General features: G+C 66.8%; 26 protein-coding genes. 9 read left to right on the top strand and 17 right to left on the bottom strand.

The window, feature by feature from the left end; translation table 11 throughout:
• Positions 1 to 106: 106 nt before the first annotated feature.
• The 15 genes from FBT96_RS00395 to FBT96_RS00325 all read right to left on the bottom strand — a co-directional run bounded on the left by FBT96_RS00395 (position 107) and on the right by FBT96_RS00325 (position 10,243).
• Entirely contained in the window at positions 107 to 427 is a 321-nt protein-coding gene (locus tag FBT96_RS00395; RefSeq protein WP_055209304.1) for an iron-sulfur cluster assembly accessory protein, read from the bottom strand.
• A 156-nt stretch (positions 428 to 583) separates the two neighbouring features.
• Complete coding sequence (locus tag FBT96_RS00390; RefSeq protein ID WP_136904429.1) at positions 584 to 1,033, bottom strand: hypothetical protein; 450 nt, start codon at positions 1,031 to 1,033, stop codon at positions 584 to 586.
• Positions 1,020 to 1,562 carry a nitrogen fixation protein NifQ gene (locus FBT96_RS00385; protein WP_136904428.1) on the bottom strand — a complete coding sequence of 181 codons (543 nt, stop codon included), beginning with the start codon at positions 1,560 to 1,562 and terminating at the stop codon, positions 1,020 to 1,022. Before FBT96_RS00385 ends, FBT96_RS00390 begins: the two co-directional genes overlap by 14 nt.
• Positions 1,546 to 1,851, bottom strand: coding sequence for a ferredoxin III, nif-specific (fdxB, locus tag FBT96_RS00380; protein ID WP_136904427.1), 306 nt, complete (start codon positions 1,849 to 1,851; stop codon positions 1,546 to 1,548). The genes FBT96_RS00385 and fdxB overlap by 17 nt, the downstream gene beginning before the upstream one ends.
• A 13-nt stretch (positions 1,852 to 1,864) precedes the next feature.
• On the bottom strand, positions 1,865 to 2,062 hold the full coding sequence (locus tag FBT96_RS00375) for a CCE_0567 family metalloprotein (protein ID WP_136904426.1): 198 nt from the start codon (positions 2,060 to 2,062) through the stop codon (positions 1,865 to 1,867).
• Between the two features lies 1 nt (position 2,063).
• Complete coding sequence (locus FBT96_RS00370; protein WP_136904425.1) at positions 2,064 to 2,534, bottom strand: NifX-associated nitrogen fixation protein; 471 nt, start codon at positions 2,532 to 2,534, stop codon at positions 2,064 to 2,066.
• On the bottom strand, positions 2,534 to 3,016 hold the full coding sequence (gene nifX, locus FBT96_RS00365; protein WP_136904424.1) for a nitrogen fixation protein NifX: 483 nt from the start codon (positions 3,014 to 3,016) through the stop codon (positions 2,534 to 2,536). The genes FBT96_RS00370 and nifX overlap by 1 nt, the downstream gene beginning before the upstream one ends.
• Positions 2,991 to 4,376: a nitrogenase iron-molybdenum cofactor biosynthesis protein NifN gene (gene nifN, locus FBT96_RS00360; RefSeq protein WP_136904423.1), complete on the bottom strand. Its 1,386-nt coding sequence runs from the start codon at positions 4,374 to 4,376 to the stop codon at positions 2,991 to 2,993. The genes nifX and nifN overlap by 26 nt, the downstream gene beginning before the upstream one ends.
• Position 4,377: 1 nt before the next feature.
• The gene (gene nifE / locus FBT96_RS00355; RefSeq protein WP_136904422.1) at positions 4,378 to 5,946 is read right to left on the bottom strand and encodes a nitrogenase iron-molybdenum cofactor biosynthesis protein NifE; all 1,569 of its coding nucleotides are present in this window, start codon (positions 5,944 to 5,946) and stop codon (positions 4,378 to 4,380) included.
• Between the two features lie 172 nt (positions 5,947 to 6,118).
• Positions 6,119 to 6,658, bottom strand: coding sequence for a peroxiredoxin (locus tag FBT96_RS00350; RefSeq protein WP_136904421.1), 540 nt, complete (start codon positions 6,656 to 6,658; stop codon positions 6,119 to 6,121).
• A gap of 153 nt (positions 6,659 to 6,811) precedes the next feature.
• The gene (locus tag FBT96_RS00345; protein WP_136904420.1) at positions 6,812 to 7,912 is read right to left on the bottom strand and encodes an FAD:protein FMN transferase; all 1,101 of its coding nucleotides are present in this window, start codon (positions 7,910 to 7,912) and stop codon (positions 6,812 to 6,814) included.
• On the bottom strand, positions 7,909 to 8,388 hold the full coding sequence (locus tag FBT96_RS00340) for a SoxR reducing system RseC family protein (RefSeq protein WP_136904419.1): 480 nt from the start codon (positions 8,386 to 8,388) through the stop codon (positions 7,909 to 7,911). The genes FBT96_RS00345 and FBT96_RS00340 overlap by 4 nt, the downstream gene beginning before the upstream one ends.
• Position 8,389: 1 nt before the next feature.
• Positions 8,390 to 8,587: a ferredoxin FdxN gene (gene fdxN, locus FBT96_RS00335; RefSeq protein WP_136904418.1), complete on the bottom strand. Its 198-nt coding sequence runs from the start codon at positions 8,585 to 8,587 to the stop codon at positions 8,390 to 8,392.
• A 46-nt stretch (positions 8,588 to 8,633) separates the two neighbouring features.
• The gene (gene fdxC, locus FBT96_RS00330; RefSeq protein ID WP_055209280.1) at positions 8,634 to 8,921 is read right to left on the bottom strand and encodes a ferredoxin FdxC; all 288 of its coding nucleotides are present in this window, start codon (positions 8,919 to 8,921) and stop codon (positions 8,634 to 8,636) included.
• Between the two features lie 14 nt (positions 8,922 to 8,935).
• Positions 8,936 to 10,243, bottom strand: a complete 1,308-nt coding sequence (locus tag FBT96_RS00325) for an FprA family A-type flavoprotein (protein ID WP_136904417.1) — start codon at positions 10,241 to 10,243, stop codon at positions 8,936 to 8,938.
• A gap of 423 nt (positions 10,244 to 10,666) precedes the next feature.
• On the opposite strand from FBT96_RS00325, the gene rsxA reads away from it, so the two are divergent.
• The 9 genes from rsxA (at position 10,667) to FBT96_RS00280 (ending at position 17,545) form a co-directional block, all read left to right on the top strand.
• On the top strand, positions 10,667 to 11,248 hold the full coding sequence (rsxA, locus tag FBT96_RS00320) for an electron transport complex subunit RsxA (protein WP_136904416.1): 582 nt from the start codon (positions 10,667 to 10,669) through the stop codon (positions 11,246 to 11,248).
• A 20-nt stretch (positions 11,249 to 11,268) separates the two neighbouring features.
• A complete protein-coding gene (locus tag FBT96_RS00315) occupies positions 11,269 to 11,844 on the top strand; it encodes an RnfABCDGE type electron transport complex subunit B (RefSeq protein ID WP_136904415.1) in 576 nt (191 codons plus the stop codon).
• On the top strand, positions 11,841 to 13,400 hold the full coding sequence (gene rsxC, locus FBT96_RS00310; protein ID WP_136904414.1) for an electron transport complex subunit RsxC: 1,560 nt from the start codon (positions 11,841 to 11,843) through the stop codon (positions 13,398 to 13,400). Before FBT96_RS00315 ends, rsxC begins: the two co-directional genes overlap by 4 nt.
• 2 nt (positions 13,401 to 13,402) lie before the next feature.
• Complete coding sequence (locus tag FBT96_RS00305; protein WP_249306181.1) at positions 13,403 to 14,482, top strand: RnfABCDGE type electron transport complex subunit D; 1,080 nt, start codon at positions 13,403 to 13,405, stop codon at positions 14,480 to 14,482.
• Positions 14,479 to 15,132 (top strand): electron transport complex subunit RsxG, encoded by a 654-nt coding sequence (gene rsxG / locus FBT96_RS00300; RefSeq protein WP_136904412.1) that lies wholly within the window; start codon positions 14,479 to 14,481, stop codon positions 15,130 to 15,132. The genes FBT96_RS00305 and rsxG overlap by 4 nt, the downstream gene beginning before the upstream one ends.
• An 11-nt stretch (positions 15,133 to 15,143) precedes the next feature.
• Complete coding sequence (locus FBT96_RS00295; protein ID WP_136904411.1) at positions 15,144 to 15,875, top strand: electron transport complex subunit E; 732 nt, start codon at positions 15,144 to 15,146, stop codon at positions 15,873 to 15,875.
• Positions 15,872 to 16,129 carry an RnfH family protein gene (locus tag FBT96_RS00290; RefSeq protein ID WP_136904410.1) on the top strand — a complete coding sequence of 86 codons (258 nt, stop codon included), beginning with the start codon at positions 15,872 to 15,874 and terminating at the stop codon, positions 16,127 to 16,129. Before FBT96_RS00295 ends, FBT96_RS00290 begins: the two co-directional genes overlap by 4 nt.
• Positions 16,130 to 16,171: 42 nt before the next feature.
• Positions 16,172 to 17,194, top strand: a complete 1,023-nt coding sequence (locus FBT96_RS00285) for an FAD-dependent oxidoreductase (protein ID WP_136904409.1) — start codon at positions 16,172 to 16,174, stop codon at positions 17,192 to 17,194.
• Between the two features lie 72 nt (positions 17,195 to 17,266).
• A complete protein-coding gene (locus tag FBT96_RS00280; protein ID WP_136904408.1) occupies positions 17,267 to 17,545 on the top strand; it encodes a hypothetical protein in 279 nt (92 codons plus the stop codon).
• Between the two features lie 53 nt (positions 17,546 to 17,598).
• Here FBT96_RS00280 and betC read toward each other — a convergent pair whose 3' ends face one another.
• Both betC and FBT96_RS00270 read right to left on the bottom strand, forming a co-directional pair.
• Entirely contained in the window at positions 17,599 to 19,113 is a 1,515-nt protein-coding gene (betC, locus tag FBT96_RS00275; RefSeq protein ID WP_136904407.1) for a choline-sulfatase, read from the bottom strand.
• 15 nt (positions 19,114 to 19,128) lie between these two features.
• Positions 19,129 to 20,073, bottom strand: coding sequence for a choline ABC transporter substrate-binding protein (locus FBT96_RS00270; RefSeq protein WP_136904406.1), 945 nt, complete (start codon positions 20,071 to 20,073; stop codon positions 19,129 to 19,131).
• Positions 20,074 to 20,110: the final 37 nt, after the last annotated feature.

Genomic DNA, 20,110 nt, shown 5'->3' with positions numbered 1-20,110 from the left:
GTCGGGGGCGGCGCCCCCTGCGGCGCGCCGCGCGGCCGCGGCGGCGGCGGGCGGCGGAGCGGGCGATTTCGTGTCGTCGTCTTGCATGTCGCGCATCGCTTTCCCCTCAGCAGAAGGATTTGCCGCAGCCGCAGGCGCTTTTGGCGTTCGGGTTGTCGAAGGTGAATCCGGCGCCTTCAAGGTTGCTGACGAAGTCGATCTTCGTGCCCGCGATATGCTCGCGCGTCAGCGGGTCGATCAGCACGGTGACCTCGCCAAAGGTCAGGCTGGCATCGTCGGGCTGGGCTTCCAGCTCCAGCGCCATGCCGTATTTCAGCCCGGCGCAACCGCCCGCCTGCACCATCAGGCGCAGCCCGGCAACGGGTTGACCGGCGCCCTCGATGGCGGCCTTGATCGCTTCCTGGGCGGGTTGGGTGATCTCGATCATGACGCTCTCCCGTGTGATGAGTTCATCAGGGATGCAGCAAGCAACGTGCCAACCCTTCGGGGCGGGTTCAGCAAGCTTCGGGCCGGGATCGGTGACGGGGATGCAAGGTCCGGGCCGACATTGAGGGATTCCCGACAGGGATTGTCGCATCGCGGCTCAGTCGTCCTCGCCCGCCGCGACGCGCGCCAGAAGCCAGGCGCCGCCGAACCGGTCCGTGGGGTCAAGCGCGGCGGCCTTCGCCAGCACCCGCCGGGCGAGATCGCGCTGCCCGGCGCGCGCGGCAGAATAGCCAAGCCCGATCAGCGCCTGCAGATAGAGCCCCGGCGCAAAGTCATGCGCGGTGAAATCGGCGTCACCCGGGCGCACCAGCGCCGGATCGGGCGGCAGGTTGAGCCGCAGCGCCGCTAGCCGCAACACGGCCTCGGCCTGCGGCACGGCGGCGGCGTAGTCGTGGGTGAAGAAGTAGAAGCGATAGGCCGCCAGCCGCACCTCCAGATCCTCGGGCGCGGCGGCCAGCGCGCGGGCGATCACCTCGGCGCTGGCGGCGGTGTCGGACCGGGCGCCCTCGGCCCCGGCCAGCAGGCGCGCCGGATCAATCGGGGGCAAAGCAGGCGGCCCGTTCGTCGCATTCATCGCACGACGGCGAAAGGCACAGTGAAAACGCCGCGTCCGAGCAGATCTGCCGGTAGAAGAACTTCTTCCAGCGCATGTTCTGGGAATTGGCGGCCGCAAGGCCGGGCAGGAACTGCCGGATCATCGCGCTCAGCGCCGGACGCGAGGGCAGACCGAGGTCTTCCCACAGATGCCGCGTCTCCATCGACCGCCGCGCCAGAATCGCGGCCAGCCAGCGCGCCTCGGGCGTCGCAACACCCGCCCGCCACAGGATCAGCGTCTCGATCGCCTGCTGATCCGGCCCCGCCTCGGGCCGCGGCAGGTCAAGATCGGGCAGGTCCATCCCCGGGGCGAAGCGGTCGCGCAGCGCCGCCAGATCGGCGCCCGACAGCCCGAGCCGCGCCGTCAGCGGCCCCAGCCCGCAGGCGCGTTCGCGCAGCCCCCGGGCCAGAAGGAAGCCGAAGGCCTCGGCCGGGATCACCGGCCCCGGAGCCGTGGCGAAAGGGTCAGGAAAGTGCCGCATGGGTCTGGCATTCAGAGGGGCAGACCCGGGCGCAGGCGCCGCAGCCGATGCAATTGTCGGCCCCGGTCAAAGCCATGACTTTCTTGACGATTTCGTCTTCGACCTCGTCCCATTCATCGGTGCCGGGGGCGACGACCTGGCCATCCTCGGTCAGCCCGTGCAGGCTCATCACGTCACGACCGCAGACCTTGAAGCAGCGACCGCAGCCGATGCACTTCTTCTCGTCGATCTTCATCAGGTAAACGGGCGTGTATTCCGCGCCCCCGCGGGTATAGGCAACAGTCGGCATCGCTTTGTCCTTGTTATGCTTGCTTGGCGGCTTTGAGCGCCTTGCGGGCTTCGTCCAGGTCCTTGAAAATCTGCCAGGTCGCCTCGGCCACCTGCGGGATCTTCTGCCAGTCGGTCGGCAGCTCCTCGGACAGGTCGTGCAGGTTCATCTTGGCATCGGTCGCGCGCAGCGACAGCTTCTTCACCCGGGCTTCCAGTTCTTCCAGCGTCATCTCAGGCCCTCGCCGCTTCGGGGAAGTCGTTGATCGTGGCGACGGCGCTTTCGACCAGTTTCTCGCCCGCCTCGGCCAGTTTCGCCCAGGTCTCGAAGCCGAAGCGGTGCACGTCGCGCAGGTGTTTCGACACCACGACCAGCTTGCCCGCGATCAGCACGACGCGACCGAAGCCCTCGTGGTGCATCTTCTGCATCTGGCTGGCCATGCAGCCGGTGCGCTTTTCGACCAGAAGCCCGATCGCGTCGTAGAATTTCGTCATCCGCCAGATCAGCTCCGGATCCGGGTCGCCGATGATCGGCATCGCGCGGCGTTCCTCGGCGGTGACGATGAATTCGGACAGGATATCCGCATTCGTCTTGTCGTCCCACAACCCATGGCTGTCCTCGGCGCGGATCACCGCAACCAGTTGCGCCAAAAACGGGCTTTCAACCATCTCGCCGCCGCGGGCAGCATCCAGCGTCATCGTCATCAGGCGGTTTCCTCCTCGTCGAAGTCGGCGGTGAAATCGGGCTTGGCATAGGTGCCCAGCACCTTGCGCAGGAAGGGCGGCGGGGTGCCGTTCAGCATCACCTGCACCTGTTCGATCACCGCATGGATCGGCTCGGGCTCCTTGCGCTTGATCGGATGCATCCCCGCGCGCACCATCCGCGCGGCCGAGGGCCCGCCGACGGCCAGCGCAAAGACCAGCGTGCAGCCCGAAAGCGCGTCAAGCTTCGGCCCGATGCGGTCTTCCAGCTCGTCATGGCGGCCCTTCTGGTCGGTCGAGTTGGAAAACTGATGCACCTCGACGAAACGGGCGCCGGTCTTCCAGACGTCATAGACGGCGATCTGCCGGGCCGAACCGAAATGGGCGTCAAGATTTTCCAGATCGTTCGAGGCGATGGCCACGCGCAGCGGCTTTTCGCCGGGGGCGGGGCCTGCCGGTTCAACAAGGCGCAGGGTGCGGGACATGATCAAACTCCTGTGGGATGGGGGTGGCGCCGAAGTCTTCGGGGCGGGGGCTGTGATGGATCGCCTGCATCGCATTGGCGATTTCGAAAAGGAACGCGCGGGTGCCGCGATAGCCGACGCGGCAGGCATCCTGCGCGCCGATGCGGTCGAAGATCGGAAAGCCCACCCGGACCAGCGGCAGATGCAGCGCTTCGGCGGCATGGCGGCCGTGGCTGTGGGTGATCAGGATCTGCGCGCCCCCCTGTTTCGCGCCGCGTTCGACATCGCCCAGATCGCCCAGGATGACTTCGGCGCAGGGCATCTTTTCGATCACCGCGGAGTGTTGCGTCGTCGTCACCGCGGTGACGATCTCGGCGCCCATCGCCACAAGCGCGGTGGAGAGCGCGAACATCAGATCGGGATCGGCGCCGATGGCGACGCGCAGACCGCCGGTGAAGAAATGCGCGTCAAGCGCCGCATCCATCATCCGCGCCCGGTCGCGCCGGATCGAGGGCGGCGGGTCCTGCATCCCCGAGAGTTCCATCAGCACGCGGACAAAGGCATCGACAGCCTTGAGGCCGGTCAGGCTTTGGAAGACGTGATAGGGAACCAGCGCCTTTTCCTCGATCATCTGCGCCGCTGCGCGCATCTGCTCGCCAATCGCCAGCGTGACAGCCGACCGCGGGATCTGCGCGAAGGCGGCGACCGGCGTGCCGCCGAGCGAATGGCCCGACCAGTCGTCCGACAGATGCCCGTCAAGCGAGGTCGAAAGGTCGGGCAGCACGATCGGCGCAAGGCCGAACGACCGGATCAGCCGCACCACCTCGTCGATCTCGGCCGGGGTGAAATAGCTTGGCACCAGCAGGTTGACCTGCCGCAGGTCGGGGTCGCGTTCGGCGGTGACGGGGACCAGCGCCGCCACCAGCGCCTCGACCGCCTTCGCCCAGCCGTCCTGCTGACCGCCGTCGAAATCCGGGGTGGCGGCATAGACGACCGCAGTGCCCGCCCAGTCCTTGCGCCGCGCCTGCATCGCGCGCAACTCGCCCGCGATATCCTCGCCGCGGGTTTCGGTCAGCGCGGTCGAAGCGATGCCGATGAACTTCGGGTTCGCCCGCTTGCGGATGTTGTCGATCGCTTCCTCGATCTGCTCGCCGCCGCCAAGGATCGTCGTCACCTCGTTCATCGCGGTGGTCTGCAGCGGCACGGCTTCCTTGAAATGGCGCACCAGATGGACCATGCCAAACGCCGTGCAGCCCTGCGCGCCATGAAACAGCGGCACCGCGCCCTCGATGCCCAGATAGGCCATCGCCGCACCAAGGGGGGCCGAGGTCTTCAGCGGATTGGTCGAGAGCGCGCGGCGGGGATGGGTCAGCACGGCCATGTCAGCAATCCTCGAAATCGGCGGCGGAATTGGTCATCGCGGCCAGATCCGGCGCGGCGATGACCTCGGGCGCGGCGACGGCGGCCTGTTGCGGCACCAGCACCGGGGCACGGCCCCTTGGCGCGGCAATCCCGGTCACCGGGCAGGCGCCCGACGGCGCGGGCAGAACCGATCCGGTCAGGGGCGCATCCCAGGGCGCGGGGGCGCGCAGATCCGCCCACATCGGGTTGTTCACCGAGCGGTCGATGGCGCGCACCAGATCGACCATCCCCATGTAACCCGCATAGGGTTCGTGCTTTTCCTGATTGACATCGACCCAGGGCACGAGCGCCTTCAGCGCGACGAACTGCGACCGGCCGCCGGACAAAAGCACATCCGCCCCGGCGTCCTTCAGCATCTGATACATCTCGCGCGGGGCCATGTTTTCATACATGTGCTTGTCATCGCCCATGATCTCGATGACCCGGTCGCGGTCATTGTCGGTGGCCTTGCGCATCGAGGTGCCGACCACCTCCATCCCCAGTTCCTGCAGCGCGGAAACGACCGACCAGGACTTGTGCCCGCCGGTGTAAAGCAGCACCCGACGCCCCGCGACCTTGGGGCGAAATGGTTTCAGCGCCGCCCAGGCCTTGGCCTCTTCCTTGGCGATCAACACTTCGCAGCGGTTCAGAAGATCTTTCGGCGCGCCTTGTTCGACCAGCATCCGGCACATGGTGCGCAAGGATTGCGAGGTGTCGGAGATGCCGTAGAACGAGCCCTCGAAATAGGGGATGCCGTAGCGCTCCTGCATCTTGCGGGCGACGTTGATCAGCGCCTGCGAACAGACCAGCATCGTCACCTTCGCCCGGTGCGCCATCGCCACCTGACGATAGCGCGCATCCCCGGCGATCGAGCCCAGAATGCGGATGCCCAGCTTGTCGAGCAGCGGTTTGACCTGCCACAGCTCGCCCGACAGGTTGTAATCGCCGATGATGTTGACGTCACAGGGCGTCACCGTCTCCGGCTCCAGCGTGCCGATGACGTGATCCAGAAGCGCCTCGCCGCCCAGCTTGTTGCCGAGGTTCTTCGACCCCGCGAACCCCGGCACATTGACCGGAATGCAGGGCGTGCCCCATTTCGCCGTGGCCGCCTTGCAGACGGCGTCCAGATCATCGCCGATCAGCGCCGTCACGCAGGTCGCATAGACGAAGACGGCGGCGGGGCTCTCCGCCTCGATCACTTCGCGGAGCGCGCGGTAAAGTTTCTTCTCGCCATGGCCCATGACGATGTCGATTTCCGACAGATCGGTGGTGAAGCCCTTGCGGAACAGCTCGGACCCCGAAGACGCCGAAGAGCGGTTGTCCCAGCCGTTCGACCAGCAGGCGGCGGGGGCGTGGACCAGATGGGCGACATCGACGATCGGCTGCAGCGCGATCATCGCGCCGTCAAAGGCGCAGCCGCCCGCCGCGGCGCCGGGGGTCAGCTGCTTGGTGCAGCCCTTCTTGCGCAGGACATCGGTCTTGGTCGCGTTGGTGGCGCAGCCCGGCTCGTTCAGGACGGCGGCGATTTTCGACTTCAAGGCTTCGGACATGGTGCATCCCCCTGTTATCAGGGATCAAGCAAGCAACGTGCCAGGTGAAACGGCCCGGTTTTTGCAGCATCGGCGCCGGGTTTGGAGCATATCCGACAAATTGTCGGACCCTGCCCCGCAACGCAAAAGCCCCGCCGGTGCGGCGGGGCTTTCGGAACCTCTGTCGGATCGCTCAGGCGGCTTTCGCGGTCTTCAGCCAGGCCAGAACGTTTTCCGGGCTGGAGACGCCATAGGGATCCTCGGGGCAGTTGTCCATCAGGCCGGGCTCTTCGAACCAGGCCTCGATCACGCCGTTGTCGATGATCGCCGCATAGCGCCACGAGCGCAGGCCGAAGCCCAGATTGTCCTTGCGCACCAGCATGCCCATGCGGCGGGTGAATTCGCCCGAGCCGTCCGGGATCACCTTGACGTTTTCCAGCCCCTGCGCCTTGGCCCATTGGTTCATCACGAAGCTGTCGTTGACCGACAGGCAGTAGATTTCGTCGATGCCCTGCGCGGCAAACTCGGGGAAGCCCTTTTCAAAGCCCGGCAGCTGGTAGGTCGAGCAGGTCGGCGTGAAGGCGCCGGGCAGCGAGAACAGGATCACCCGCTTGCCTGCGAAATACTCGGCGGTGGTGACGTCCTGCCAGCGGTAGGGGTTCGGGCCGCCGACGCTTTCATCGCGCACGCGGGTATGGAACGTGACGTCGGGCAATTTGCTGTTGGTTTTCATCTCTCACTCCTGTCTTCGGTCGGTCGGGGCCGTGCCCCAGCGGAAATCTCGGTCCGAGGGGGTAGCGTGATCATTGCTGCACTGCAATATGGAATCGTTCCAACTCCAGATCGTGACAGGATCGGCGCTGCAAGCGCGGTGCCAAATCCGACTTCAGCCCTCGGGGCAGGACGGAATGGTCACATCCTTGGGCAGATCGACAACGGTGATCGGCACGGGAAAACCGCCGTCCACGGGATCAAGCCGTTTCATCATCTCGGGCGTCGCCAGCATCCGGCCGTCATCGGTGATCATCAACACCGCCGTCAGACCAAGCTGCGCCGCCACCCGCGGCCAGTCCTTTTCGCCCGCGACGCAAAGCGCCGTCGCCGCCCCGTCCGAGGGCACGCCGTTCCCCCCCAGCACCGAGGCCGAGACGATGCCGCGCATCGGCCTGCCGGTGCGCGGATCGATGATATGGGAAAACCGCACGCCGCCGTTGTCGAAATAGCGCTCGTAATTGCCCGAGGTGTGCAGGGCTTCGCCCGGGCGCAGCGAAATCGCGCCCACCACCCCCCATTCGAACGGATCGCGGATCGCCACCCGCCACGGACGCGCGCCGTGATCGCCGATCACCTGCACGCCCCCGCCGGCATTCAGAACCGCATTCTCGACGCCTTCGGCTTTCAGATCCTCCTTGACGATGTCGAGCGCCGCCCCCTTGGCATAGGCGCCCAGATCCAGCTGCACCGCCGGATTGACCGAGGTCACGGTGGTTCCGCTGATCCGCAGATCCGTCATTTTCGGATGCCCGGCCAAGAGCGTGTCGATCACCGCATCGGGGGGCGGGGCAGAGCCGTCGGGCGGCACGTCAGCATGAAAGCCCCAGGCCTCGACCATGCCGCCGATGGCGGGATCGAACAGCCCGTCCGCGCGACAGGACAGATCGCGGCCCTTGCGCAGCAGGTTTGCCAGGGTCGGATCGACGGTGAAGGGCTTGCCCGCGGCAATCGCGGCGTTGAGAGATTCAAGTTCGCCGGGGTTCCAGGCATGCCAGTCGCGGTGCATCTGGCGCAGATGCGCGCCGACACGGGCCATCGCCGCGCGCGCCTGCGGTTCGGGCACGCCATGGGTCTCGACCTCGAGCAGCGTGCCGAAGACGTAAAAGGTTTCGGTGATGTCGGGCGCCGGGCGCAGCGCGCGCACCCCGCCCGCAAGGGCCAGCCCTGCGGCCAGAACCAGCGCCACCCGCGCCAGGGCGCCGCGGCCGGTCATCTGCCCCGGCCCGGGATCACGTCCAGCACCTGCAGCGCCCGCGACAGCCTCGCGCGGCGGTCAAGGAAAACCACCGGCAGGAAGGACAGCGGCAGCACGATCAGCGCCACCACCGCCGAAGCGCCATCCGACAGCCCCGCCCCGGTCGCCACCGACAGGGCGATGACAAAGGCCACGGCGGGCAGCAGATAGGCAAGCCCCACCCCGGCCAGCAGGCTGTTGCCGGACATCGCCACATCGACCTCGTCGCCCGCGGCGACCGCAAGGCCCGCCGGGCGGTCGAGCGTCATCAGATCGGGGCGGCGCAATGAGACCAGAACCCGGGTGCCGCAGCCCTTCGCCTCGGCACAGGCGGCGCAGGCCGAGGCGCGGTCCGCCGCGACGACGAGGCTTTCGCCCTTGACCGCGACCACGCGCAGCCTTTCGCGCAGATCGCGCGTCCCGGTCGCCAGACCGTCGTCGCAGCAGCCCGTCATCTTACGCCGCCGGGTTGATGCAATTGTCGGTCATGCAGGCGTTGACGCATTGCGGCAGGTCATGCTCGCCTTCGCATTCGGTGCAGGTGTCGGCGTTGATCACATAGACGCCTTTCTTCGGCGCGATCGCGCTGGTCGGGCAGACCGGTTCGCAGTCGCCACACGAGGTGCAGAGTTCGGGATCGATCTTCATGGCCATGGCTGGTGTCCTTTCCTGGCAGATGGCTTGGCTTCGTTTCGTCTTCTCAGGCGGGGCGGACCTTGACGGCACCGCCCAGCACCCGGCACTGGCAGGCCAGACGGTCGTCCTTGCCGCCCAGATTTTCCTCGAGCACCCGCATTTCCAGCGCGGTGGGTTCCGACAGGTTTTCCGACCCCTCGATGACATGCGTCATGCAGGTGCCGCATTCGCCCTCGCGGCAGCCGTAGGTGATGCCCGAGCCCACCTTTTCCGACATCTCGATGATCCGGGTTCCGGTGGGCACGTTGACCGTGATCGAGACATCGGTGAACGTCAGTGTGGCCTTGTCCATGGTCCGTCCTTCTTTCAGCGCGCCGCGATTTCGGCAAAGTCGACCTCGCGGGGCGCGGCCCGGCCGGTCAGGTGATCGGCAAGGCGGCGCCCGAAGGCCCGCCCCTCTTCCAGTTCCGCCGCCGAGGGGTGCAGCTTCACCCGCAGCCCCGGTTCGGGCAGACGCATCTTCAGCCCCTGCAGGCGGGTTTCGACCAGCCGCACCGCCTCGCCCGACCAGCCATAGGAGCCGAAGGCCGCCCCCAGCTTGCCGCGGGTTTCGATGTCAACGAGCGCCGCCAGCATCTCCCAGATCGTCCGCACCGCATCGCCGTTGATCGTCGGCGTGCCCAGCGCGATGCCATCGGCCTCCTCGATCAGGTCAAGGAAGGGGGCGATCTCTCCGCCCTCCAGATCGAACAGCGACACCCGCACATCGGGGCTTGCGGCGGCGCCGTCATGGATCGCCTGCGCCAGCTGTGCGGTGGCGCCGTAGGCCGAGACGTAAAAGATCAGCAGGGTCTTTTCGGTGCCGGTTTCCGACGCGAGGCGCGAGGAAATCAGCCGCCGCGTATGGGTCAGATAATCGCGCGGATGGCTGCGCAGGATCGGGCCATGCGCGGGGGCGATGATGCCGAAGTCGAGCGGCTCGATCAGGTCGAGCGCCTGCGCGACGAAGCTGCGGAAGGGGCGCATGATCCGGTCGAAGTAATACTCAAAAGAAAACCGGAAATCGCCGACAAGGTCGTTGAACAGCCGCCCGTCGCAATAATGGCTGCCGAACAGGTCACAGGTAAAGAGCACCCGTTCCGCCGCCAGCCAGGTGCATTGCGTGTCGGGCCAATGCACGAAGGGCGTGGTGAAGAACTGCAGGCTGCGGTCGCCCAGGCTGACCGATTGCCCGGTGGTGACGCCCTTGATGTCATACCGCTCGAAGTCGTCTTTCAGCAGCGCGCGCAGCATCGGCAGGCCGCGGGGCGACAGCCGCACCTGCGCCTGCGGCGCGCGGCGCAGCAGCTCGGGCACGGCGCCGGTGTGGTCGGGTTCCAGATGGTTCAGCACGATCAGCCGGATTTCGTCATAGCGGGCAACGGCTTCGAGCCGCGCAAAGAAGTCGGCGGCGAACTCGGCCTTCACCGTGTCGATCACCGCGACGCCCTCGGATCCGCGCACGGCATAGGCATTGTAGGTGGTGCCATTCGCGGTTTTCAGGATCACGTCGAAGCTGCGCAGCCCCGGATCGAGCGCCCCCACCCAATGCACGCCGGGCGCGACCGCGACAGGACCCGAGGGACCGTCGATGCGCGGCGCGGCGGGGCGGATGGTGAAGGGCGGAACGGACAAGGGAACACTCCTGTGGCTGCGGGCGGGCCGCATGGGAAATTCAGCAAGCCGCGTGCCAAGTACGAAACCCCAAGGAAACAGGGCCGCAGGGCCGCAAGGCGACAGAAGTCGCGGCGCGGCCCCGACAAATTGTCGGAAACCCGACATTGCGGCGAAACACGCGAAAACACGGGGAAAACCGGCTCGCAAAGCCGTGATCGCCGCGATTTTCACCCGAAATCGACGGACTTCGCAGCTGCGGCAAGGGCGGGCACATCTTTATCGCGGGCGCGGGGGCGGATGCGCGCGCGGCCACATGCGCGGGCGGGCACGCGGGGGCGCGACCGCCCCCGGCCCGGCCGCCTGGCACGGACCTTGCTTGATCTCCGTTGAAGCCTGTCGCCCGAGCCTCGGCGCGACGGCGCAACAAGACCGGGGAGACCGATGCAAGAATTCCTTCTCGTCCTGCTGAGCACGGCGCTTGTGAACAACGTCGTGCTGGTGAAATTCCTCGGGCTGTGCCCGTTCATGGGCGTCTCGCGCAAGACCGATGCCGCGATCGGCATGGGGCTGGCCACCACCTTCGTCATCACCGTCGCTTCGGCCGCCTGCTGGCTGGTCGAGGCGCTGATCCTGGAACCGCTCGACCTGAAATTCCTGCGCATCCTGAGCATGATCCTGGTCATCGCCGCGATCGTGCAGTTCATCGAGACGGTGATGCGCAAGGTGACCCCCGACCTGCACAGATCCCTGGGCATCTATCTGCCGCTGATCACCACGAACTGCGCCGTCCTTGGCCTGCCGCTGATGTATATCCAGGGCCATCTGAGCCTTGCGATGAGCACGCTGAGCGGCTTTGGCGCCTCGGTCGGCTTCACCCTCGTTCTGGTGATCTTTGCGGGCATGCGTGAGCGGCTGGCGCAGCTTTCGGTCCCCGCCGCCTTTTCGGGCACCCCCATCGCCTTCGTCTCCGCAGGGCTTCTGGGCCTGGCCTTCATGGGCTTTGCGGGCCTCGTGCACATCTGATCGTCGAAAGGAGACCTGCCATGATCGCAGCCGCCGCTTCCATGTCGGCCCTCGGGCTCGGGCTGGGCTACCTGCTCGGCGCCGCCGCCCGCAAGTTCCACGTCGAGACCCCGCCGATCGTCGAGGAAATCAGCAAGATCCTGCCCGGCACCAATTGCGGCGCCTGCGGCTTTCCCGGTTGCAACGGTCTGGCCGAGGCGATGGCCGAGGGCAACGCGCCGGTGACCGCCTGCACCCCGGGCGGGCGCGATGTCGCGCTGGCTCTGGCCGAGATCGTCACCGTCGAGGACGGCGCTCAGGCGGGCCCGATCGCCGAGATCGAGCCGATGGTCGCCTTCGTCTTCGAGGATCATTGCACCGGCTGCCAGAAATGTTTCAAGCGCTGCCCGACCGATGCGATCGTCGGCGGCGCCAAGCAGATCCACACCGTGGTGATGGATGCCTGCATCGGCTGCGACGCCTGCATCGAGGTCTGCCCGACCGAGGCGATCGTGGCGCGGGTGAAACCGAAGACGCTGAACAACTGGTTCTGGGACAAGCCCGACGTCGCCTTCGGCACCGCCGCCAAGGCGCAAACCGCGGAGCAAGCAGCATGAGCTTCCTGTCGTTTTCCAATTTTCTGAAACCCTCGCAATGGGGCACGGTGCGCGGCGGCGTGCATCCGGAATACCGCAAGGCGCTGACCTCGGAAGCCGAGACCCTGCGCATGCCGATCCCGCCATTGCTGCGCGTGCCGCTGCAGCAGCATTCGGGGGCGATGGCCGAGCCGCTGGTCGGGCGGGATGATTACGTGCTGAAAGGCCAGCTGATCGGCAAGGCGCGGGGCACGATGTCGGCCAATATCCATGCGCCGACCTCGGGGCGGGTGATTGCGCTGGGCGCCTTTACCGCGCCGCATCCCTCGGGGCTGCCGGTGGCCACGATCACCCTCCGCCCCGATGGCGCGGACAAATGGGGGCCCCACCTGCCGCGTCTGCGCCCCGAGATGGCCGACCCGGACGAGATCGCCGCGCATATCGAGCTGGCGGGGATCGTGGGCTTGGGCGGGGCGGCCTTCCCGGCGGCGGTGAAGCTCAATCAGCGCAAGCGCCATGCGGTCGATACGCTGCTGCTCAATGGCGCGGAATGCGAGCCCTATCTGACCTGCGATGACCGGCTGATGCGCGAAAACGCCGAAGAGATCGTCGATGGCGCCGGGATCATGGGCCGCGCCATCGGGGTGAAACAGATCGTCGTCGGCATCGAATCGAACAAGCCCGATGCGATCACCGCGCTGCGCCGGTTCAAATTCGCCCTGGGCATCCCGTTCTCGGTCAAGGTCGTGCCCGCGCAATATCCGATGGGCTCGGCCAAGCATCTGGTGCTGGCGGTGACCGGCAAGGAAGTCCCCGCCCGCGCCCGCACCGCGGAAATGGGGGTGCTGGTCTACAACGTCGGCACCGCCCATGCCGTGCACCTGGCCGTGCGCTACGGCGAGCCGCTGATTTCCCGCATCATCACCGTGTCGGGCCGCGGCGTCGCCCGGCCTGCCAACCTCAAGGTGCTGATCGGCACGCCGATTTCCGACATCCTCGACTTCTGCGGCGGCTTCGTCGGCGAGGTGGACCGCGTCATTCTGGGCGGGCCGATGATGGGCCATCCGGTCGCCAGCCTGCGCGTGCCGGTGGTCAAGGGCACCTGCGGCGTGCTGGCCATGACGTCCTCGGAAACCCGCAAAAGCGAGCAGATGCCCTGCATCCGCTGCGGTTCCTGTGTCGGCGCCTGCGCGAACGGGCTGACGCCCTTCGATCTGAACGCGAAGATCCAGGCGGGCGATCTGGAGGGCGCGGCCAAGGTCGGGCTGATGGATTGCATGTCCTGCGGGTCCTGCGCCTATGCCTGCCCCTCGGGCATCCCGCTGTTGCAGGCCTTCGATTACGCCCGCGGCAAGCTGGCCGAGCGGCAGGGCCGCAAGCACCAGCAGGAAGAAACCAGGCGCCTCGCCGCCGCCCGCAAGGCGCGCGAGGAGGCGATCCTTGAAGCCAAGAAACAGATGATGCTGAAGCGCAAGGCCGAGATGGCCGCGAAGAAGAAAGCGGAAGAAGAGGCCGCCGCCGCGGTCGCCCTGCCGCCGCCTGCGACAGGGTCCGTCCAAGGGGAGGCCACGCCGTGACCATGCACATGCCCGTTGCGGGCCCGCATACCCATACGCTGTTCACCGTTTCCCGCACGATGCTGACGGTGGTGGCGGCGCTGACGCCCGCCACCCTGTTCGGGCTGTGGGAATTCGGCTGGCCCGCGATCTTCCTGTTCCTGACCACGGTCGTCTCGGCCTGGGTCTTCGAGGTCGCCTGCCTCTGGATCGCGCAAAAGCCGATCCGGCCCTTTGCCACCGACGGCTCGGCGATCCTGTCGGGCTGGCTGGTGGCGATGACGCTGCCGCCCTATGCGCCCTGGTGGGTCGGCACGATCGGCGCCTTCATCGCCATCGTCATCGCAAAGCAACTCTTCGGCGGGCTCGGTCAGAACCTGTTCAACCCGGCGATGGTCGCCCGCGCCATGCTGGTCGTCGCGCTGCCGGTGCAGATGACCACCTGGATCGCGCCGGTCGGGCTGCTCGATGGCCCCTCGTTCCTGCACGGGCTTTCGATCACCTTCCTCGGCTCGCAGGACTTCGACGCCGTGTCCTCGGCCTCGACGCTGAGCCACATCAAGAGCCAGATCGGCGCCGGCGCGACGATGGGCGAGATCGTCCCGCAACTGGCCGATCTGGAAAGCCGCCTGCTCGGCTTCGTGCCGGGCAGCCTGGGCGAGACCTCGACGCTGCTTCTGGCGCTGGGCGGGCTTTTGCTGCTGGTCACAAGGATCATCACGCCCACCATTCCGCTGGCCGTGCTGGGCACGCTGGCCACGCTGTCGGCGGTCTGTTCCTTCTTCGCACCGGACCGCTTCGCCCCGCCGATCCTGCATCTGACCTCGGGCTCGACGATGCTGTGCGCCTTCTTCATCGCCACCGATTACGTCACCTCGCCGGTCACCACCGCAGGCAAATGGGTCTACGGCATCGGCATCGGCACGCTGGTCTTCGTGATCCGCACCTTCGGCGCCTTCCCCGAGGGCGTGGCCTTCGCGGTGCTTTTGATGAACTCGGTGACGCCGCTGATCGAAACCTACATCCGGCCGCGGATCTTCGGGCGCTCGCGCACCGGCAAGCCGCTTGGCGCGGCCAAACCCGCGAAGGGAGCGACGAAATGACCGACACCCCGCCCCCCGAAAAGCCGAAACTGCCCTGGTTCAAGGCCTCGCCGCTGGCGCACGGGATCATGCTGGCGCTTTTTGCGCTGGTCACCGCCGTCCTGCTGGCCGCGGCGAATGACAGCACCTCGGCGCCGATCGCCGCCCGCGGGGCCGAGGATCTGGCCGCCTCGCTGGAACAGGTGATCCCGCAGGATCTGCACGACAATGATCTGGCGGCCGCGATGCGCCCGGTCAGCGACGCCGAGGAAGGCACGATCAAGGTCTATGTCGCGGCCAGGGCGGGCGCGGTGACGGGCCTGGCCTATGAACTTTCCGGCCCCGGCTACAGCGGTCAGATCCGGGTGCTGCTGGGCATCGCCCCCGATGGCACGCTGCTGGGCGTGCGGGTGCTGTCGCATACCGAGACCCCGGGTCTGGGCGACAAGATCGAAGTGGCGAAGGACGACTGGATCCTGGGCTTCACCGGCAAGTCGCTGGTCGATCCCGAGCCTGGCAACTGGAAGGTGAAACGCGATGGCGGTGTGTTCGACCAGTTCTCGGGCGCCACGATTACCCCCCGCGCCGTGGTCAAGACGATCTATCGCGGGCTGAATTTCTTTGACCGCAACAAGGCGGCGCTGACCGCCCCCCTGCCCCCGAAATCCTGAGGAGCGCGCCCATGTCGGAGAATTACGCCAAGATCGCCCGCGACGGATTGTGGGACAAGAACATCGTGACGGGCCAGATGCTGGCGCTGTGCCCGACGCTCGCCATCACCGGCACCGCCACGAACGGCCTTGGCATGGGGCTGGCGACGACGGTGGTGCTGATCCTGTCGAACGTGGTGATTTCCGCCCTGCGCAAGACCATCGCCCCGGAGATCCGCATCCCGGCCTTCATCCTGATCATCGCCGCCATCGTGACCGTGGTCGATCTGGCGCTGAACGCCTTTCTGCACGACCTGCACAAGGTGCTGGGCCTGTTCATCGCGCTGATCGTGACGAACTGCGCCATCCTCGGCCGAGCCGAGGCCTTTGCCTCGCGCTTTGGCGTGCTGGCCTCGGCGCTTGATGGGCTGATGATGGGGATCGGCTTCACGCTCGCGCTGGTCGTGGTGGGGGCGATCCGGGAAATCCTCGGCTCGGGCACGCTTTTCGCCCAGGCATCGCTGCTTCTGGGGCCGCATTTCGCCTTCATGGAGCTGAAGGTCTTTCCCGATTACCCGGGCTTTCTGATCATGATCCTGCCGCCGGGCGGCTTTCTGGTGGTGGGCGGGCTTTTCGCGCTCAAGCGCATCATCGACGCCCGCAAGCCGACGATCGAACAGGAAATCAAGCAGTTGCGCACCGAACGCGTGTTCACCGCGGCGGGCGTGCTGAAACCGAAACTGGAAACCGGAGAAGAGGCATGATCGTCGGTGTCGCCTATGCCAAGCCGACCGTGCAGGTCTGGAAACATGTCGATGTGCCGGACACCGCCACGGCGCGGGACGCGATCGAGAAATCCGGTCTGCTCGACCAGTTCCCCGAGATCGACCTGAGCACGCAAAAGATCGGCATCTTCGGCCAGATCTGCCCGCTGGAAAAGCCGCTGAAGGAAGGCGACCGGGTCGAGATCTACCGCCCGATCCATCCCGAAGCCGAGTTGCTGGAAAAGAAAAGCTGACCGCCCCCGCGGCCCCTCCCCCCTTTCGTCAGGAGATCCCCGATGACCCGTCTGACCCGTCGCCACCTCGCCCTCGGTCTTTTCGCCACCTCCGCCGTCGCGGCGGCGGGCGGGATCGGCCTTGCCCTTGCCCCTTCGGACCGCGCCGTGATCATCGGCGCCGGTCCCGCCGGGGCGCAGGCGGCGCTGGCGCTGCGTGCCGCCCATCCGGGGCTGCGGGTGGCGCTTCTCGAACGCGACCCGGCCCGTCTGGCGCGCGAGGCGCAGGATGCCGCCGCCGCCTTTGGCCCGCCGCAGACCGAGGCGACGCTGGCGCAGCTGAAGGCGCAGGGCATCGAGGTGATGCTCGACGATGTCACCGATGTCGATTGGACGGCGGGGCGGCTGTCGCTGTTTTCCGGCCGCGACACCGCCTTTGACCGGCTCTATCTTGCCCCCGGCACGACGGCCCGGGCCGAGGCGATCGCGGGGCTCGATGCCGCGGCCCGCTATGCGATGCCCGCCGCCTGGGGCAATGCGCGCGAGGCGCGGCGGCTGGCGGCGCAGCTCGCCGCGCTGCGGGACGCCGGTCATGTCGTGCTGCGCCTGCCCGCGGATCTGAGCCATCCGCAGGTGGCGCTGCACCGCGCCCTGATGCTGAGCCGGTATCTGGCCGCCACCCGCCCGGCGGCGCGGCTGACGGTGCTTGATGCCAGCGCGACCCCGGCTTTGGCGCAAGCCTTCGCGATGGCGAAGCCGTTGCAGGGGATTGCGGCGCAGGTCAGCTGGATCACCGCGGCCGAGGGCGCCACCGTGCGCGCCGTCGACGCGCGGACGGGCCGGATCGAGACCGACGCCGGGCGTCTGAGCGCCGATGTGATCAACTTCGTGCCGCCGCATGTGGCGGGGGCGATTGCCCGCACCGCGGGTCTGGTCGATGCCTCGGGCTGGTGCCCCTGCGACGCACAGGGCCGCTCGATGCTGCGCAGCGAAGCCGTCGTGCTGGGCGACGCGCGCAAGGGCGCGGCCCGCACGCTCGACGGGGCCCGGCGCTCGGTCGCGGCGGCAACGGCGGCGCAAGCCTGATCCGGGAAAATTCTTGGCGAAAGGGGCGGCGACGCCTAATGTCGCACAGTCAGGCTCAGAGGGAGGAGAGCATTGGGACTTGTCGACCTTTTCATCACCCAGATCGGGGATCCGCTGCGCATCATCCTGCTGGCCGTCGTGATCGCCGCGCAACCGCGGCTGGAAGACCGGCTGGGCAAGATCCCGACCCTTGCGGCGGGGCTTGTTCTGGTCGCGCTGCTGATCCCGCTCGTGTTCCCGAACGGCAACGTCTGGTTCCTTGTCGCGGCGGGCATCGGGCTGATCACGAATGCGATCCAGATGGGCGTGTTGCTGGGAATCTGGACGCTGGTGCGCCGCTTCAAGCACTGAAGGGCTGCCCCTTGCGGGCAGCCCCCCCCTTGTTCACTCGCTTTCACGCGCCTTCATTCGCCGCGCGGATAACGCTGGTTTTCCTCCAGCACGTTCAGATCCATGTGGTTGCGCATGTAGCGTTCCGACGCCTTTTGCAGCGGCTGGTAATCCCAGGGGAAATAGGCGCCGTTGCGCAGCGCGTCATAAACCGCCCAGCGCCGCGCCTGACTTTCGCGCACCGCCGCATCGAAGGCGCCCAGATCCCAGCGCGCCATCGCCTGATCGGTCAGCCGGGCAAGGGTGTCGGCATGGTCGGGCGATGCGGCCAAGTTCACCAACTCCTGCGGATCGGCTTCAAGGTCATACAGCATCGGCGGATCAACGGCGCACAGCATCAGCTTGTACCGCCCCTCGCGCAGGCAGACCATCGGCGTGATCGTCGATTCCGCGGCATATTCCATCGGCACCGCGGCGCGGGCACCGCCTTGGGCCACCGGGGCCAGATCGGTGCCATCGGTCCAGCGCGCCAGCGTGGAAATGTCGATCCCCGCCAGTGCCGCCAGCGTCGGCGTGATGTCGAGCGTCGACACCGGCGTATCGATCCGGCCGGGTTTCCAACCGGGCGCGGCAATCATCATCGGCACCCGCGCCGAGCCCTCGAAGAAGTTCATCTTGAACCACAAGCCGCGCTCGCCCAGCATGTCGCCATGATCCGAGACGAAGACGATGATCGTATTCTCCGCCATCCGCCCGCGCTCCAGAACATCGATGATTTCCCCTATCTTTTCATCGATGTAACTGATCGAGGCAAAATACCCCTGGCGGGCGCGGCGGATCATTTCCGGGGTTATTTCGAAATTTCTGAAATCACAGGATTCCAAGATGCGCCGCGATTGCGGGTCCTGATCCTCGAAAGCCAAAGCCGGAACCACGGGGTCCAGCGCCGGGCTTTCCTCATACAGATCCCAGAACCGCTTGCGCGCCACATAGGGATCATGCGGATGGGTGAAAGAGACCGTCAGACACCACGGCCGGTCATCCTGCCGCCGCGACAGGTCATAGAGCTTGCGCATCGCGTGATAGGCAACCTCGTCGTCATATTCCATCTGGTTGGTGATCTCGGCCACGCCCGCGCCAGTGACCGAACCCAGATTGTGATACCACCAGTCGATGCGCTCGCCCGGTTTCGTGTAGTCGGGCGTCCAGCCGAAATCGGCGGGGTAAATGTCGGTCGTCAGCCGTTCCTCGAACCCATGCAGCTGATCGGGGCCGACGAAATGCATCTTGCCCGAAAGCGTCGTGGCATAGCCCGCCCGACGCAGATGATGCGCGAAGGTCGGAATGTCCGAGGCGAATTCGGCCGCATTGTCGTAGACCCGCGTGCGGGACGGCAACTGCCCCGACATGAAGGACGCCCGCGCGGGGGCACAAAGCGGGCTGGCCGTGTAGGTGTTGGCAAAACGGGTGGACCGCTTCGCCAGGCGCTTCAGGTGCGGCGTGTGCAGGAACGGCGCCGGACCATCGGGGAACAGCGTCCCGTTGGCCTGATCCACCATGATGACAAGGATATTCGGGCGGGGGTCCATGGTCCGGCCTTGTCCTTACAGTCCCAGCGCGGCCTTGACCGCCGCCTCGCCCGGCTGGCCGTCCAGCGTCGTCACCCCGTCGAGCCAGGGGCCCAGAACCTCGGGATGCGCCTTGATCCAGTCGCTGGCCGCCACCTTGGCATCAGAGCCGCCGAGGATCGATCCCATCAGCTCGTTCTCCATGCCCAGTTCGAAGACCAGGTTCGAGAACAGCTTGCCCGCATTCGGACAGGCCCCCGCCCAGCCCTTGCGCGCCAGCGTGTGCACCGTCGCGCCGCCGAAATCCGGCCCGAAATAGGCGTCGCCCCCCGAAAGATAGGTCAGATCGAATGTCGCGTTCATCGGATGCGGCGCCCAGGCGAGGAAGACGATCCCCTTGCCCTCCGTCACCGCGCGATCGACCTGCGCCAGCATCGCCTGCTCGCCCGAGTCGACCAGTTGCCAGTCTTTCAGCCCGAAATCATTGCTGTCGATCATCTTCTGGATATTGGCGTTCGCCGGGGCCCCCGGCTCGATGCCGTAGATCTTGTGGTCGAACGCGGCGCCATGCGCGGCCAGATCGGCGAAATCCGTGACCCCCTTGGCCGCCGCGGCCGTCGGCACGGCCAGGGTGAACTTCGCCCCGGTCAGGTTCTGCGCGAGATGATCGACCGCCTCGGCCGCGGTCAGATCGTCGATGAATTTCTGCTGCGCCGGCATCCAGTTGCCCAGAAACACGTCGATCTCGCCGGTCTTCATCGCCGCGTAGCCGATCGGCACCGACAGCGTCTTCACCTCGGGCGCATAGCCCAGCCCCGTCAGCACCACCGAGGCGACGGCATTCGTCGCGGTGATATCGGTCCAGCCCGGGTCCGAGAGCCGGATCGTGGCGCAGCTGGCGTCATCGGCCAGGGCCACCGCGGCGCCGGACAAAAGGAAGGCCACGGAAAGCCCCGTGCGGCAGGCGATGGAGAAGGTCATTCCGGTTCCCTGTCAGCTATTTCATTCGCTTATGAAA

This window comes from Rhodobacter capsulatus (assembly GCF_005144475.1).
In the GTDB taxonomy this organism is placed as follows: Bacteria; Pseudomonadota; Alphaproteobacteria; order Rhodobacterales; family Rhodobacteraceae; genus Rhodobacter; species Rhodobacter capsulatus_C.
Note: the sequence above shows the minus strand (reverse complement) of the source record. Positions and strands in the feature narration are given on the sequence as shown.

Bases quoted from the DNA above. Each gene is read 5' to 3' on its own strand.
- FBT96_RS00395 (WP_055209304.1), bottom strand. From the start codon at position 427: ATGATCGAGATCACCCAACCCGCCCAGGAAGCGATCAAGGCCGCCATC.
- FBT96_RS00385 (WP_136904428.1), bottom strand. From the start codon at position 1,562: ATGCGGCACTTTCCTGACCCTTTCGCCACGGCTCCGGGGCCGGTGATC.
- fdxB (WP_136904427.1), bottom strand. From the start codon at position 1,851: ATGCCGACTGTTGCCTATACCCGCGGGGGCGCGGAATACACGCCCGTT.
- FBT96_RS00375 (WP_136904426.1), bottom strand. From the start codon at position 2,062: ATGACGCTGGAAGAACTGGAAGCCCGGGTGAAGAAGCTGTCGCTGCGC.
- FBT96_RS00370 (WP_136904425.1), bottom strand. From the start codon at position 2,534: ATGACGATGACGCTGGATGCTGCCCGCGGCGGCGAGATGGTTGAAAGC.
- nifX (WP_136904424.1), bottom strand. From the start codon at position 3,016: ATGTCCCGCACCCTGCGCCTTGTTGAACCGGCAGGCCCCGCCCCCGGC.
- nifN (WP_136904423.1), bottom strand. From the start codon at position 4,376: ATGGCCGTGCTGACCCATCCCCGCCGCGCGCTCTCGACCAATCCGCTG.
- nifE (WP_136904422.1), bottom strand. From the start codon at position 5,946: ATGTCCGAAGCCTTGAAGTCGAAAATCGCCGCCGTCCTGAACGAGCCG.
- FBT96_RS00350 (WP_136904421.1), bottom strand. From the start codon at position 6,658: ATGAAAACCAACAGCAAATTGCCCGACGTCACGTTCCATACCCGCGTG.
- FBT96_RS00345 (WP_136904420.1), bottom strand. From the start codon at position 7,912: ATGACCGGCCGCGGCGCCCTGGCGCGGGTGGCGCTGGTTCTGGCCGCA.
- FBT96_RS00340 (WP_136904419.1), bottom strand. From the start codon at position 8,388: ATGACGGGCTGCTGCGACGACGGTCTGGCGACCGGGACGCGCGATCTG.
- fdxN (WP_136904418.1), bottom strand. From the start codon at position 8,587: ATGGCCATGAAGATCGATCCCGAACTCTGCACCTCGTGTGGCGACTGC.
- fdxC (WP_055209280.1), bottom strand. From the start codon at position 8,921: ATGGACAAGGCCACACTGACGTTCACCGATGTCTCGATCACGGTCAAC.
- rsxA (WP_136904416.1), top strand. From the start codon at position 10,667: ATGCAAGAATTCCTTCTCGTCCTGCTGAGCACGGCGCTTGTGAACAAC.
- FBT96_RS00315 (WP_136904415.1), top strand. From the start codon at position 11,269: ATGATCGCAGCCGCCGCTTCCATGTCGGCCCTCGGGCTCGGGCTGGGC.
- rsxC (WP_136904414.1), top strand. From the start codon at position 11,841: ATGAGCTTCCTGTCGTTTTCCAATTTTCTGAAACCCTCGCAATGGGGC.
- FBT96_RS00305 (WP_249306181.1), top strand. From the start codon at position 13,403: ATGCACATGCCCGTTGCGGGCCCGCATACCCATACGCTGTTCACCGTT.
- rsxG (WP_136904412.1), top strand. From the start codon at position 14,479: ATGACCGACACCCCGCCCCCCGAAAAGCCGAAACTGCCCTGGTTCAAG.
- FBT96_RS00295 (WP_136904411.1), top strand. From the start codon at position 15,144: ATGTCGGAGAATTACGCCAAGATCGCCCGCGACGGATTGTGGGACAAG.
- FBT96_RS00290 (WP_136904410.1), top strand. From the start codon at position 15,872: ATGATCGTCGGTGTCGCCTATGCCAAGCCGACCGTGCAGGTCTGGAAA.
- FBT96_RS00285 (WP_136904409.1), top strand. From the start codon at position 16,172: ATGACCCGTCTGACCCGTCGCCACCTCGCCCTCGGTCTTTTCGCCACC.
- betC (WP_136904407.1), bottom strand. From the start codon at position 19,113: ATGGACCCCCGCCCGAATATCCTTGTCATCATGGTGGATCAGGCCAAC.
- FBT96_RS00270 (WP_136904406.1), bottom strand. From the start codon at position 20,073: ATGACCTTCTCCATCGCCTGCCGCACGGGGCTTTCCGTGGCCTTCCTT.